Raw genomic sequence first — 13,944 nt, 5'->3', positions numbered from 1 at the left:
AGCCGAGGGTTTACGCGGGGTATGAGCGAAAGCCGATGATTCATTATACTGCGTCACAAGTCATCCGACGACTGATGATAAGTGCATGGATCTCCTATCGACTCAAGCCGGCATTCCAGCACCTGCCCGGTCCCATGCTTTACGATCAGCCAGCGTTCGCGTTCTGCGCTTCGCTGGTTCGGTTGTCGCTCCCACCCCGTTCCGGGTTGCTGTCGACATGCAGGCCTTGCGCGCCGCGCACGTCGGTTGTCGAATGATCGCACCTCCCGCCGCGCGCGGCAAAGCTTTTGCCGCACGGCATTGCCCACCCTTTTGCCATCGCCGCCCATGAACGCCGCCACTGCCTCGCCTTCCCACGACACGCCGCGCATCGTCGACCTGCAAGCGATTCCGGTCGCCGGCCACGACAGCATGCTGCTCAACCTGAGCGGCGCGCACGGTCCGTTCTTCACCCGCAACCTCGTGATCCTGACGGACAGCGCCGGGCGGACCGGCGTCGGCGAGGTGCCGGGCGGCGAAAGCATCCGCCGCACGCTCGACGATGCGCGCGCGCTCGTCGTCGGCCAGCCGGTCGGCAATTACCACGCGGTGCTCAACGACGTGCGGCGCACCTTCGCCGACCGCGACTCGAGCGGCCGCGGGCTGCAGACCTTCGACCTGCGCACGACGATCCACGCGGTCACCGCGCTCGAAGCCGCGCTGCTCGACCTGCTCGGCCAGCATCTGGGCGTGCCGGTTGCCGCGCTGCTCGGCGAGGGCCAGCAGCGCGAGCGCGTCGAAATGCTCGGCTACCTGTTCTACATCGGCGACCGCACGAAGACCGCGCTGTCGTATCGCGACGGCAGCGGCGCGACCGACGACTGGACGCGCGTGCGCGACGAGCCCGCGCTGACGCCCGAGGCGGTCGTGCGGCTCGCCGAAGCCGCGCATGCGCGCTACGGCTTCAACGACTTCAAGCTGAAGGGCGGCGTGTTCGAAGGCGCAAGCGAGATCGAGGCCGTGACGGCGCTCGCCGAACGCTTCCCCGACGCGCGCGTGACGCTCGATCCGAACGGCGCGTGGTCGCTCGACGAGGCCGTGCGGCTGTGCCGCGACCTCCATCACGTGCTCGCCTATGCGGAAGATCCGTGCGGCGCGGAGAACGGTTACTCGGGCCGCGAGGTGATGGCCGAATTCCGCCGCGCGACGGGGCTGCCGACAGCGACCAACATGATTGCGACCGACTGGCGCCAAATGGGCCACGCGGTGCAGTTGCAGGCCGTCGACATCCCGCTCGCCGATCCGCACTTCTGGACGATGCAGGGTTCGGTGCGCGTCGCGCAGATGTGCCGTGACTGGGGTCTCACGTGGGGCTCGCATTCGAACAACCACTTCGACGTGTCGCTCGCGATGTTCACGCATGTCGCGGCCGCCGCGCCGGGTCAGGTCACCGCGATCGACACGCACTGGATCTGGCAGGACGGCGAACGGCTGACGCGCGAGCCGCTGAAGATCGAGAACGGGCTGGTGGAAGTGCCGAAGCGGCCGGGGCTCGGCGTCGACATCGACATGGATGCCGTCGCGGTCGCGCACGAGCTGTACAAGCAACACGGACTCGGGGCCCGCGACGACGCGGCGGCCATGCAGTATCTGATTCCGGGGTGGACGTTCAACAACAAGCGCCCCTGCCTCGTGCGCTGAGCAAGGGATGGACCGGGCGCCAGGGGCGCCCGCACTGGATGCGCGGGCCAGTCAGACGATCTGCTTGAGCGCCGCGTCGAGCGCAAGCACCGCGACACGGTCGCCCTCGGTCGCGAGCGGCGCGCGCATCACGATCTGCCGGTTATGGCCAACGGCCGCCGGCGAATCCCACAGCAATTCCACCTTCGGCCGCCGGAACGGGCTGCCACGGCTCGGCAGGACGGCAGCCGGCTGCACACCCTGCTCGCCTGCGGCGGGCACCGCCCGGCCGGGCCAGCGCACCGACAGTTCGCGTGCATCGTACTGGCCGACCTTGCGGCTTTCCATCCAGACGATCGAGGTGCGCGTCAGCACGTCGAGCGAAATCGCATAACGGCCGACCGCGAAGCGGCGTGCCGCCACGTTGGTCCGCCACAGCGGCCGCGGGCGGCAGATCCAGACAATCGCCCCATAGAGCGCCGGCGCGGCGACGAGCCAGCCGTTGGTCGCCGTCACGGCATGCAGCGCGTGGCGCCAGCCGGCCGCCCACGCGAACATGCCGATCGACCAGACGGCGAACAGGAAACCGATCAGCGCGAAGACGCGCAAAGCCTGGCGCAGCCACTGCGGCAGCGGATGGAACGGCCGTTCGGCGCGCGCGACGGCGCCGGGCAGCGCGAGCAACAGGAAGATCAGCACGAGGTAGACGAACGCCCATGGCGACGACACCATCGCCGACAGCGATGCGCGATAGCCCATCTGGGACATCGAGAACAGCCAGCGCGCGAGCAGCACGAGACCGATCGCGCGCAACGCGAAGATCACACCGGCGCCGGGGGCCGGCGCTGCGCGCGTGGTTTTCGTTCTCGCCAAGACTGCTCTCCTCTGGATGATCGTGCGGGGCCGGATTTCACGGCACGGCCATTATAGGGACATTACCGTCTGGACAGACGGCCGGATGGCGTGCCGGGCTGCTTCGGGGGCCGTTCGCGGCGTCGGGCGCGGCGAGAATACAACAGATCCGCGCCGCAGATGTGACAACGCCCCGCCGGGAACCCGGACGGGGCGTCGATGACGGCCGCACGCCGCAGCGCGGCGGCAGCCCGCAATCAGACTGCGTTGACTTCGCGGAGCACCGTGCGGCGCTTCTGGCGCAGCAGTTCCTCGTAGCCCTTCACGTAGTTCTGCGCCATCACCTTCGACGAGAAACGGGCTTCGAACGCAGCGCGGACCTTCTCGCGCGGCAGCGTGTCGAGGCGCTTGAGCGCCGCGACGGCCGACAGCTCGTCTTCGACGACGAAGCCCGTCACGCCGTTGTCGATCACTTCCGGCACCGAGCCGCGCTTGAACGCGATCACCGGCGTGCCGCATGCCATCGCCTCGATCATCACCAGGCCGAAAGGCTCCGGCCAGTCGATCGGGAACAGCAGCGCGTGCGCGTTGCCGAGGAATTCGGACTTTTCGGACTCGCTGATTTCGCCGATGTACTCGACGTGCGGCAGCGCGAACAGCGGCTTGATCTTCTCTTCGTAGTACGCGCGGTCAGCCTTGTCGAGCTTCGCGGCGATCTTGATCGGCAGGCCGGCCTGCTCGGCGATGCGGATCGCCGTGTCGACGCGCTTCTCCGGCGAGATGCGGCCGAGGAACGCGAGATAGCCCGGTTTCACGTTCGGGATCGGCGTCAGCAGGTTTTCCGGCAGGCCGTGGTAGACGGTCGACAGCCAGTTCGCCTGCGGCAGCGGGATGCGCTGGTTGTCGGAGATCGACACGACCGGCACGTCGCTGAACGCGTTGAAGATCGGCTGCAGTTCCGGCAGGTCGAGACGGCCGTGCATCGTCGTCAGATGCGGGACCGGCTGGCGCGAGAACAGCGAGAACGGGTAGTAGTCGATGTGGCAGTGCAGGACATCGAACTCTTCCGCGCGGCGGCGCACCTGCTCGAGGAGCAGCATGTGCGGTGCCATCACGTCGCGGATCGTCGGGTCGAGGCGCAGCGCCTGCGGCCAGCAGGCTTCGAGCTTCGCGGAGGTTTGCGAATCGCCGCTCGCGAAGAGCGTGACGTCATGCCCCATCTCGACAAGTGCTTCGGTGAGATAGGACACCACTCGCTCTGTACCACCGTACAGTTTCGGGGGTACCGCTTCGTGCAACGGAGCGATTTGGGCGATTCGCATGCGTAACTCCTAAAAAATCGGCTAAAAACCAGGTATGGGTCGGCAACCTGCCGGCGGTCCGGGCTGGATGCATTGCGTCCGAAGATCGGACGAATCAGCCTGCCGGGGGCGTCGAACCCGCGCTGCTCAAGGAGCGTCGGCGACGCGACAGGCTTAGAACGTTTGAAACGAAGACCCGTTGACAGGGGTTCGTAAAAAACCTGGAATCGAACCCGGAGCCGATTATCTAGGGTTAATCCCGATACGGCGCACAACATTTCAAACACTTTACTTTGTTACAAAGGCGCAACACTTTGCAACCCGCGGACTTGGGTGTCCGTTCTAGAGTGGAAGGCCCTTTTGGCGTTCCTTGCCACCCGTGGCTGCCGGCAGCGTAATTCCGGTACATGCGGCAGGACAGGATGCCGGATTTTATCTCAAAATCGATCGCGAACCCTTGGCCAAGGCAAGATTCGCGCAGCGCGACGCACGGCCTTGTTTACAATGCCGGATTATTCAGTCCGAGCGAACGCCGGCATGCGATCCAGCCGCAACGCTCAATCACCGAATCACCGCACGCATATTTTGGAATCTCTCACCCCTGCCCAGCGCAACGCCCACAACGCGAAGCTGTCGAGCTACGCGCACCGGCCGATCGCGTTCCTGTACCGCTACATTCGCCTTCATCCCGTCGCACACCTCATTGTGCTCTGCAGCGTGCTGGCCGCCGTCGGCTGCGCGCTCGGCTCGCAATACGCGATCAAGCACCTGATCGACGTGCTGGCAACCGGGCGCCATCATCCGGGCCCGCTGTGGAGTGCATTCGCGCTGCTCGTCGGGCTGATCGCGGCCGACAACATGCTGTGGCGCGTCGGCGGCTGGGTCGCCGCGCACACGTTCGTCGCGGTCACCGGCGACCTGCGGCGCGACCTGTTCCAGTACCTGATCGGCCATTCGCCGACGTATTACTCGGAAAAGCAGCCCGGCACGCTCGCGAGCCGCATCACGGCCACGTCGAACGCGGTCTACACGTCGGAGAACACGATGGCGTGGAACGTGCTGCCGCCGTGCATCGCGGTGATGGGCGCGATCCTGATGATCATCGTCGTGAACCCGATGATGGCCGCCGGCCTGCTCGGCTGCTCGGCCGTGCTCTCGATCATCCTGTTCAAGCTCGCCGGGCGCGGCTCGGCCCGCCACCATGCGTTCGCGGCGAGGGCAGCCGCAGTCGACGGCGAGCTCGTCGACGTGATCGGCAACATGGGCCTCGTGCGTGCGTTCGGGATGACGCTGCGCGAACAGAAGCGCTTCGGCGCGACGGTCAAGGCCGAGATGGATGCGCGCCAGCAGAGCCTGCTCTATCTCGAGAAGCTGCGCCTGCTGCACGCGGCGATCACCGCGATGCTGTCCGCCGGCCTGCTCGGCTGGGCGCTGTGGCTGTGGGACCAGGGTCGCGCGACATCGGGCGACATCGTGCTCGTCAGCTCGCTCGGCTTCACGATCCTGCACGGCACGCGCGACCTCGCGGTCGCGCTCGTCGACGTCACGCAGCACATCGCGCGCCTGTCCGAAGCCGTGAAAACGCTGCTCGAGCCGCACGGGATGCCGGACCGCTCCGACGCGCAGCCGCTGTCGGCCAAGGGCGGCCGCGTCGACTTCGAGCGCGTGACGTTCGCGTATCCGCACCGCCGCGCGATCCTCGACCACTTCGACCTCCATATCGAACCGGGCCAGCGCGTCGGCCTGATCGGCAAGTCGGGCGCCGGCAAGTCGACCGTGCTCGCGCTGCTGCAGCGCTTCTACGACACGCAGGACGGCGTCGTGAAGGTCGATGGCCAGGACGTGAAGACGATCACGCAGGACAGCCTGCGCCAGGCTATCGCGCTCGTGCCGCAGGACATCTCGCTGCTGCACCGGACGATCTACGACAACATCGCGTACGGCCGCCCCGAAGCGACCCGCGACGACGTGCTCGCCGCCGCGCGCGACGCACGCTGCGCGGAATTCATCGAAGCGATGCCGGAAGGCTATGACACGATCGTCGGCGACCGCGGCGTCAAGCTGTCGGGCGGCCAGCGCCAGCGCATCGCGATCGCGCGCGCGATCCTGAAGAATGCGCCGATCCTGCTGCTCGACGAAGCGACGTCGGCGCTCGACAGTGCATCCGAGGAAGCGATCCAGAGCGCGCTCGACCGCCTGATGGTCGGCCGCACGGTGATCGCGATCGCGCACCGCCTGTCGACGCTGCGCAACTTCGACCGGATCATCGTGATGAACAACGGCAAGGTGATCGACGACGGCAGCCCCGACGTGCTGCGCAGCCGCCCCGGCCTGTACCGCGAGCTGCTCGCGAAGCAGCACGGCCGCCATCATGCGGCACCCGACGGCAACACGCCGACCGGCGAACGCGTAGCCTGACGCGGCCGCGCGCAGCCGACAAAAAAGCCGCCGTGCTTCGCGCACGGCGGCTTTTTTTATTACGCCGGGAATGGCCGGCCGACATTGCGCGGAACGCGCCGCGCGATGCGCCGGACCCGCCGGCTAGACCTGCTGCAGATCGCGCAGGAAGTTGTCGCGCCACACCGACACGTTGTTCTCGCGAAGCTGCGCGATCATGTCCGCGTAACGCGCGCGCCGCTCGGCGAGCGGCATCGTCAGCGCCTGCGACAGCGCATCGGCCATCCCGTCGATATCGATCGGATTGACGATCAGCGCGCCCGTCAGCTCGCGCGCGGCGCCCGCGAAACGCGACAGCACGAGTACGCCCGGATCGTCCGGATTCTGCGCGGACACGTACTCCTTCGCGACAAGGTTCATCCCGTCGCGCAGCGGCGTCACGAAGCCCACGCGGGCGAGCCGGTACAGCGCGGCCAGCACCTGGCGGTCGTACTGGCGGTGAATGTAGAGGATCGGCGCCCAGTCGAGTTCGGCGTAACGTCCGTTGATGCGCCCCGACTCCGCTTCGAGCTGCAGGCGGATGTCCTGGTACGCGCGCAGGTCCGCGCGCGTCGACGGCGCGATCTGCAGGAACGACACGCGATTGCGGATCGACGCCTGGTGCTCGAGCAGTTTCTCGAACGCGCGGAAGCGCTCGACGAGCCCCTTCGAATAATCGAGCCGGTCGACGCTCATGATCAGTTGCCGCCCGCGCAGCGACGTCGCGAGCGTGCGTACGGCTTTGCCATGCTCGCCCGCCTGCGCGAGCGACGCGATCTCGTCCGGATACACGCCGATCGGATAAGCGGCCGCGCGCAGCGTCTGGCCGAACGCGCGCACGCGCACCGTTTGCCCGTCGCGCTCGACCTCGCCGCCCGCCTCGAACTCGACGTAATCGCAGAACGCGCGCAGGTCGGGCTCGGTCTGGAAGCCGAGCAGGTCGAACGCGCACAGCGACTCGACCAGCTCGCGGTGCGGCGGCACGTTGACGAGCACCTGCGCGGCCGGAAACGGGATATGCAGGAAGAAGCCGATGCGGTTCTTCACGCCGGACGCGCGCAGCGCGCGCGCGAACGGAATCAGGTGATAGTCGTGCACCCAGATCACGTCGTCGTCCTGCAGCAGCGGCACGAGCTGCTGCGCAAGCCAGACGTTGACGCGGCTGTAGCCGTCGAATTCGTGGCGGTCGTACTGGATCAGGTCCGCGCGGTAATGGAACGCGGGCCACAGCGTCGCGTTCGAGAAACCGCGGTAGTACTGGTCGTAGTCGCGGCGCGACAGCCCGACGGTCGCGAACGTCACGGGCCCGTGTTCCTCGATGCGGATCTGCGGCGCGCCGGATGCGACGACCTCGCCGCTCCAGCCGAACCACATGCCGCCCGTCTCCTTCAGCGCGTCGTAGACGCCGATCGCGAGGCCGCCCGCCGCCGGTTCGCCTTCCGAAATCGGTGCGACGCGGTTTGAAACGATGATGAGCCGGCTCATGCGTCCGGCTGCCCCGCGCCGAGCCAGCTCGCGATCTGCTCATGCAGCGCGTCGACCGAATCCAGCCGCATGCGGGCGGACGTCTCGCCCGCACCGACCTTGATCGACAGGCCGCCGCGCGCGTTGACCACCGCGAAGCCCTTCTCGTCGGTCAGGTCGTCGCCCGCGAACAGCGGCACGCGGCCCGCGAACGGCGGCTCGTTGAGGAACGCGGCCAGCGCGCGCCCCTTGTCGACGCCCTTCGGCTTGATCTCGAACACCATCTTGCCGGGCTGCAGCACATACGCATCCGCATATTCGGCGACGAGACGCTCGGCCGCTTCGCGTGCGACCGCCTCGCGCTCGGGCGCGTTGCGGTAGTGCAGCGCGACGGCCGCGCCCTTGATTTCGAGCAGCATGCCCGAATGACGGTCGACGACGGCCGCCAGCTCGCGCTCGATGCGCAGCAGACGTTCGTCGTTGAAGCCGATGCGCTGCGTGTCGCCGTTCGCATCGCGGCGCTCCGCGCCATGCAGGCCGGCGATCGGCAGGCCGGGCATTTTCAGGAACGTGTCGATATTGTCGATGCCGCGCCCGGACACGATCGCGACTGCGCCGTGCGAGCGGCGCCGCAGCGCGTCGAGCAGCGTCAGCAGCGACGGCGGAACGTGAATGCTGTCGGGAGTCGGCGCCAGTTCGACGAGCGTGCCGTCGAAGTCGAAGAAGAACGCGGTATCGGTCAGGGACAGGGAAGCCGGAACGGATTGCATCGATTCGATAGTCTGAAGGGCGGCCGGCAAAGGCAGGGCCGCCGCTGCGCGAATGGAATTGTGCGCATCTTACCGCGCCTGCGCATCGAGATGGGCGAAACCGGTGCATCGCAAGCATCGTGCCGCCGAGCGCGTCAACTGCGACATATTGCCCCGCTCGCCCGCGCCGTACGGGTTTCGAAAGGACGCGGGCGCGCGAATTGCGCTACAGTCGCAACCGCCTGCCGCGCGACGCATGGCGCCGCGCCGGCCGGTCACCATTCAGTCCGATCGAGCCCCAGGATGTCGTCTGCCCGCCCCGCGCCGCACCGGCGCTTCTCCCGCTTCATCCGCACGGCCGCGGCCCTCGCCACCGCCGTGGCGCTCGCCGCGTGCACGCACGACGAGCCGCGCTGGAACCTGACCAATGTCACCGGCCACCTGCCCGACCTGTCGTTCACGCTGACGGGCGGCGACGGCCATCCCGTCGACGCCGATGCGTTCCACGGCCAGGTCGCGCTCGTCTACTTCGGCTATACGCACTGCCCCGATGTCTGCCCCGAAACGCTGGCGCGGCTGATGGAAGTGCTCGCGAAGCTCGGCCCGCGGGCGAACGACGTGCGCATCCTGTTCGTTTCGGTCGATCCCGCGCGCGACACGCCGCAGGCGATGCAGTCGTATGTCGCCGCGTTCGACGCCGCGCATGCGCGCGGCCTGACCGGCACCGACCGCCAGATCGAATCGCTCGCGAAGCGCTATCGCGTCGCGTACCAGATGGAAAAACGCGATCCGTCCGGCGGCTACGAAGTCACGCACAGCTCGGCCGTCTACATCTTCGACGCGACCGGCCGCGCGCGCCTGCTCGCGACCGACCGCGACTCGCCCGACGCCATCGCCGCCGATGTGCGCCGGATCATCGACACTGCCTCCCCTACCTGAATTCCGCCATGAAGACGAAGACGACACTCAAGACGTTCGCCCTCCTCGCCGCGCTGTGCGCCGGCACCCACGCGTATGCCGCCGGCGCGATCACCGCGCAGAACGCGTGGGTGCGCTGGCTGCCGAACAAACTGCCCGCGGGCGGCTACGTGACGCTCGTGAACACGGGCGACAAGCCGGTCGATCTCGTCGACGTCGACAGCCCCGACTACGGGATGGCGATGCTGCACCAGACCGTCTCGAACGGCTCGACGCAGAAGATGGAAATGGTCGACAAGCTGACGATCCCCGCGCGCGGCAAGGTCGACATCGCGCCGGGCGGCTACCACTTCATGCTCGAGGAGCCGAAGCACGCGATCAAGCCCGGCGACACCGTGCACCTGCGCCTGAAATTCTCCGACGGCGAGACGGTCGATGCGCCGTTCGCCGTGAAGTCGCCGGCCCAGGCGAAGTGATACGCGCGCGATGAACCTCCTGTACTGGCTCGATCCGTGGGAACCGTCGCCGACCGTCGTCATCGCGGTGCTGACGGCTGCCGTGCTGTTCGCGCGCGGCGTGAAGAAGGCGAAGGTGTCGCCGCTGCGGCAGTTCTCGTTCTGGTTCGGGCTGACGGCGCTCTACATCGCGCTGCATACGCGGCTCGACTACTTCTTCGAGCACGAGTTCTTCATGCACCGGGCGCAGCACCTCGTGCTGCACCACCTCGGGCCGTTCTTCATCGCGCTGTCCTATCCGGGCGCGGCGATCCGCGCGGGCATTCCGTTCAGCTGGCGGCAGCGCTTCGTGCGTCCCGCGCTCGCGTGGGCGCCCGTGCGCGCGACGCTCGACGTGGTGTTCCATCCCGTCGTCGCGGTCGTGCTGTTCGTCGGCCTGATCTATTTCTGGCTGCTGTCGCCGATCCATTTCATCGCGATGCTCGACTGGCGTCTCTATCGCGTGATGAACTGGAGCATGGTGATCGACGGGCTGCTGTTCTGGTGGCTCGTGGTCGATCCGCGTCCCGCGCCGCCCGCACGGCTGTCGCCGGGCCGCCGGATCCTGATCGTCATCGCGGCGATCCCGCCGCAGATCGCGCTCGGCGCGCTGATCTTCTTCACGCCGCACGAGCTGTATCCGATCTACTCGATCTGCGGCCGCGCGTTCACGTGGCTGAGCCCGCTGCGCGATCAGCAGATCGGCGGCCTGCTGCTGTGGATTCCGGGCTCGATGATGAGCGTGATCGGTGCGCTGATCGCGCTGCGTCACTGGCTGCGGCTGTCCGCGCGCGGGCGCCTGATCGACGAACGGGCCGTGCAGCGCGCGGACAAGCCGTCGGTGACGCACGCCGCGCACTGACTGCTGCGCGGCGTGTGGCGCATCACGCGCGCGCGCTGCTCATCCACACGTGCGGGATGCCGTCCTCGTCGTGCACGTCCGAACTCGGCGTAAAGCCGAATGCCCCGTAAAAACGCTGCAAGTGGGCCTGCGCATGCAGGCTCACGGGCGTTTCCGGCCACTGCGCGCGGATATGCTCGAGCGCGCGCGACAGCAGCCCGTTGCCGAGGCCCGCACCGCGAAACGCGGCGGTCGTCAGCACGCGGCCAATGCGGACGTCGGTGTTCTGCGCATCGGGCAGCAGCACGCGCAGATAGCCGGCCACGCGGCCGGCCGGATCGAACGCGGCCAGATGCCACGCAGCCTGGTCCGCGTCGTCGATGTCGCGATATACGCAGTTCTGCTCGACGACGAACACGGCGCTGCGCGCTTCGAGGATCGAATAGATTTCGCGCGCCGTCAGCGCGTCGAAGGATTTCCAGCGCCAGTCGAGATCGGCGGCGCTCGGGGATGCGGCGGGTGCGGATGCGTTCATGTACGGTCCTGATTCGGGCGCGCCGGCCGGCGCGCGGCAACCGTTGATTATGCCTCGAAGCGCGCGCGGCACGCGGCCGGCCGCCCGCGCGCAAAAAAAGGCCCCGCATTGCGCGGGGCCTGTCCGTCATGCCGGCATCTGGCCGAAGCGGCCGCTGTTGAAATCCTCGATCGCGGTACGGATCTCCGCTTGCGAGTTCATCACGAACGGCCCGTAACCGACGACGGGTTCGTCGATCGGCTCGCCGCTCAGGATCAGCAGCTTCGCGTCGCCGTTCGCTTCGATCTCGACGTCGCGGCCATCGCGGCCCAGTTGCACGAACTGCGCTTCGCGGGCGACCGTCTCGCCGTTCACCTGCACGGTGCCGCTCAACACGACCACCGCGAGCGTGCGCCCTTCGGCGATCGGGAACCGCGCATGGCCACCGGCCACGAGCCGCACATCCCACACGTCGATCGGCGTGTGCGTGCGGGCCGGGCCGCGCCGCCCGTCGAGTTCGCCCGCGATGATCCGCGCACGCCCCGCGCCGTCCGGCAGCTCGACCACGGGGATGTCCGCGTTCAACAATGTCTGGTAGCCGGGCGCGCCCATCTTGTCCGCGGCAGGCAAGTTCACCCACAGCTGCACCATCTCGAGCGGGCCGCCCCGCTTCGTGAACGCCTCCGAGTGGAATTCCTCATGCAGGATCCCGCTCGCGGCCGTCATCCACTGCACATCGCCCGGGCCGATCACGCCGCCCGAGCCGGTCGAATCGCGGTGCGCGACCTCGCCGTCATAGACGATCGTCACCGTTTCGAACCCGCGGTGCGGATGCTGGCCGACACCACGCGGCGCCGAAGCCGGCTCGAACGATGCGGGGCCGGCGTAATCGAGCAGCAGGAACGGGCTCAGGTGCGTGCCATGAGACTGGTAGCTGAACATCGAACGCACCGGGAAACCGTCGCCGACCCAATGGCCGCGCGGCGCACTGTACACACCCTGGATCTTCTTCATTGCCCTCTCCAAATTGCGGCGAAACACGTGTTTCGCATCCTGAACAGGAATATAGAGGTGGAACGATCGATCCGGTAGACTGCCAAAATCGCACTCAGCGTTCCATTTCATGAACGATAAAGCGCGGGATCTGAACGATCTCTACTACTTCGTGCAGGTCGTCGAACACGGCGGCTTCGCGCCGGCCGGGCGCGCGCTGGACCTGCCGAAATCGAAGCTGAGCCGCCGCATCGCGCTGCTCGAGGCGCGGCTCGGGATGCGGCTGATCCAGCGCTCGACGCGCCGCTTCACGGTCACCGACGTCGGCCAGACCTATTACGCGCATTGCCGCGCGATGCTCGTCGAGGCCGATGCGGCCGACGAGGCGATCGCGCTGCTGCACGAGGAGCCGCGCGGCATCGTGCGCGTCAGTTGTCCGATCGTGCTGCTCGATTCGCTGGTCGGTACGATGATTGCCGCGTTCATGGCCGCGTGCCCGCGCGTCGAGATTCATCTGGAAGCGACCAACCGGCGCGTCGACGTGGTCGGCGAAGGGATCGACGTCGCGATCCGCGTGCGCCCGCCGCCGCTCGAAGACAGCGATCTCGCGCTGCGCGTGCTGGCCGAGCGCGGCCAATGCCTCGTCGCGAGCCCCGCGCTGCTGCGCGAGCATGGCGTGCCGGCCGTTCCCGCCGATCTCGCGCGCCTGCCGAGCCTCGATCACGGCATACCGCAATCCACGCACGTGTGGCGGCTGCGCGGGCCCGACGGCGCTCACGCGGAAATCCATCACCAGCCGCGCTTCGTGACGGGCGGCATGCTCGCGCTGCGCGCGGCGGCGGTCGCGGGCGTCGGCGTCGTGCAGTTGCCGACGATGATGGTGTGCGACGAAGTGGCGCGCGGCGCACTGGCGACCGTACTGCCGGACTGGGCGCCGCGCCGCGAGATCGTGCACGCGGTGTTCGCATCGCGCCGAGGGCTGCTGCCCGCGGTGCGGGCGCTGCTCGATTTTCTTGCCGAGCGGTTTGCCGGACTCGAGCCCGATTGAGCGCGCCGCGTCACGCGCAACCGGGCGCTGCAGACTGCGCGTGCGTGCCGTAGACTGCGGTACGCGCCTCGCGCGTTTTCACAACTCCTATCGCTTTCCCGCCATGTTCACGCTGTCCAACGACCCCAACGCCGCCAAGGCCGATCAATACGCGACGCTCGTCGAGCAGGCGCGCGCGCTCGTCGAGTCCGAACGCGACCTGATCGCGAACGCGGCGAACTTCGCCGCGCTCGTCTACCACTCGCTCGACCGTCTCAACTGGGCCGGCTTCTACTTCTTCGACGGGTCGGAACTCGTGGTCGGGCCGTTCCAGGGCAAGCCCGCATGCGTGCGAATCGCGCTCGGCAAGGGCGTGTGCGGCACGGCCGCGCAGACGCGCGAGACGCAGGTCGTGCGCGACGTGCATGACTTCCCCGGCCATATCGCGTGCGATGCGGCATCGGAATCGGAAATCGTCGTGCCGCTGGTGGCCGGCGACGGCACGCTGATCGGCGTGTGGGACGTCGACAGCCCGATCGCCGCGCGCTTCGACGACGAAGACCGCCAAGGCATGGAAGCGCTGTGCCGCGTGTTCGTCGAACACGCATGGCAGAAGGTGCGCGGCTAAGCCGCGGTCAAGCGTCACATCGCCGGTCGCCGCGATCGCGCGTGAATCGCGCCGCGCGACCTCGAACG

13 protein-coding genes are annotated in these 13,944 nt (G+C 67.8%); 7 read left to right on the top strand and 6 right to left on the bottom strand.

What is annotated here, in order from left to right; all coding sequences use genetic code 11:
- The first annotated feature begins 327 nt into the window (after positions 1-327).
- Entirely contained in the window at positions 328-1,680 is a 1,353-nt protein-coding gene (gene gudD / locus CUJ89_RS05960) for a glucarate dehydratase (protein ID WP_114176539.1), read from the top strand.
- 51 nt (positions 1,681-1,731) lie between these two features.
- Here the strand turns inward: gudD and CUJ89_RS05955 are convergent, their stop codons facing one another.
- Both CUJ89_RS05955 and CUJ89_RS05950 read right to left on the bottom strand, forming a co-directional pair.
- The gene (locus CUJ89_RS05955) at positions 1,732-2,532 is read right to left on the bottom strand and encodes a hypothetical protein (protein WP_114176538.1); all 801 of its coding nucleotides are present in this window, start codon (positions 2,530-2,532) and stop codon (positions 1,732-1,734) included.
- Between the two features lie 236 nt (positions 2,533-2,768).
- Positions 2,769-3,833: a glycosyltransferase family 4 protein gene (locus CUJ89_RS05950; protein WP_114176537.1), complete on the bottom strand. Its 1,065-nt coding sequence runs from the start codon at positions 3,831-3,833 to the stop codon at positions 2,769-2,771.
- Between the two features lie 564 nt (positions 3,834-4,397).
- On the opposite strand from CUJ89_RS05950, the gene CUJ89_RS05945 reads away from it, so the two are divergent.
- The gene (locus CUJ89_RS05945) at positions 4,398-6,230 is read left to right on the top strand and encodes an ABC transporter ATP-binding protein (protein ID WP_114176536.1); all 1,833 of its coding nucleotides are present in this window, start codon (positions 4,398-4,400) and stop codon (positions 6,228-6,230) included.
- Between the two features lie 123 nt (positions 6,231-6,353).
- On the opposite strand, the gene otsA is transcribed toward CUJ89_RS05945, so the two are convergent.
- Together otsA and otsB are read right to left on the bottom strand one after the other, a co-directional pair.
- Entirely contained in the window at positions 6,354-7,733 is a 1,380-nt protein-coding gene (gene otsA / locus CUJ89_RS05940; protein WP_114176535.1) for an alpha,alpha-trehalose-phosphate synthase (UDP-forming), read from the bottom strand.
- A complete protein-coding gene (otsB, locus tag CUJ89_RS05935; protein WP_114176534.1) occupies positions 7,730-8,482 on the bottom strand; it encodes a trehalose-phosphatase in 753 nt (250 codons plus the stop codon). The genes otsA and otsB overlap by 4 nt, the downstream gene beginning before the upstream one ends.
- A 282-nt stretch (positions 8,483-8,764) precedes the next feature.
- Between otsB and CUJ89_RS05930 the strand changes: the two genes are divergently transcribed.
- The 3 genes from CUJ89_RS05930 to CUJ89_RS05920 are packed head-to-tail and all read left to right on the top strand — an operon-like array spanning position 8,765 to position 10,735.
- Positions 8,765-9,400, top strand: a complete 636-nt coding sequence (locus tag CUJ89_RS05930) for an SCO family protein (RefSeq protein ID WP_114176533.1) — start codon at positions 8,765-8,767, stop codon at positions 9,398-9,400.
- Positions 9,401-9,408: 8 nt separating this feature from the next.
- Positions 9,409-9,855 (top strand): copper chaperone PCu(A)C, encoded by a 447-nt coding sequence (locus tag CUJ89_RS05925; protein ID WP_114176532.1) that lies wholly within the window; start codon positions 9,409-9,411, stop codon positions 9,853-9,855.
- A gap of 10 nt (positions 9,856-9,865) precedes the next feature.
- Entirely contained in the window at positions 9,866-10,735 is an 870-nt protein-coding gene (locus CUJ89_RS05920; protein ID WP_114176531.1) for a cytochrome c oxidase assembly protein, read from the top strand.
- A 22-nt stretch (positions 10,736-10,757) separates the two neighbouring features.
- Here CUJ89_RS05920 and CUJ89_RS05915 read toward each other — a convergent pair whose 3' ends face one another.
- Both CUJ89_RS05915 and CUJ89_RS05910 read right to left on the bottom strand, forming a co-directional pair.
- Complete coding sequence (locus CUJ89_RS05915) at positions 10,758-11,249, bottom strand: GNAT family N-acetyltransferase (RefSeq protein ID WP_114176530.1); 492 nt, start codon at positions 11,247-11,249, stop codon at positions 10,758-10,760.
- A 126-nt stretch (positions 11,250-11,375) separates the two neighbouring features.
- Positions 11,376-12,242, bottom strand: a complete 867-nt coding sequence (locus CUJ89_RS05910) for a pirin family protein (RefSeq protein ID WP_114176529.1) — start codon at positions 12,240-12,242, stop codon at positions 11,376-11,378.
- 109 nt (positions 12,243-12,351) lie between these two features.
- Between CUJ89_RS05910 and CUJ89_RS05905 the strand changes: the two genes are divergently transcribed.
- Together CUJ89_RS05905 and CUJ89_RS05900 are read left to right on the top strand one after the other, a co-directional pair.
- Entirely contained in the window at positions 12,352-13,269 is a 918-nt protein-coding gene (locus CUJ89_RS05905; protein WP_114176528.1) for a LysR family transcriptional regulator, read from the top strand.
- Between the two features lie 103 nt (positions 13,270-13,372).
- Complete coding sequence (locus tag CUJ89_RS05900) at positions 13,373-13,876, top strand: GAF domain-containing protein (RefSeq protein WP_114176527.1); 504 nt, start codon at positions 13,373-13,375, stop codon at positions 13,874-13,876.
- The last annotated feature ends 68 nt before the right edge of the window (positions 13,877-13,944 follow it).

The organism is Burkholderia pyrrocinia (genome assembly GCF_003330765.1).
Taxonomy (GTDB): domain Bacteria; phylum Pseudomonadota; class Gammaproteobacteria; order Burkholderiales; family Burkholderiaceae; genus Burkholderia; species Burkholderia pyrrocinia_B.
The sequence above is the reverse complement of the archived record's forward strand: the minus strand, read 5'-3'. Positions and strand labels throughout refer to the sequence as shown.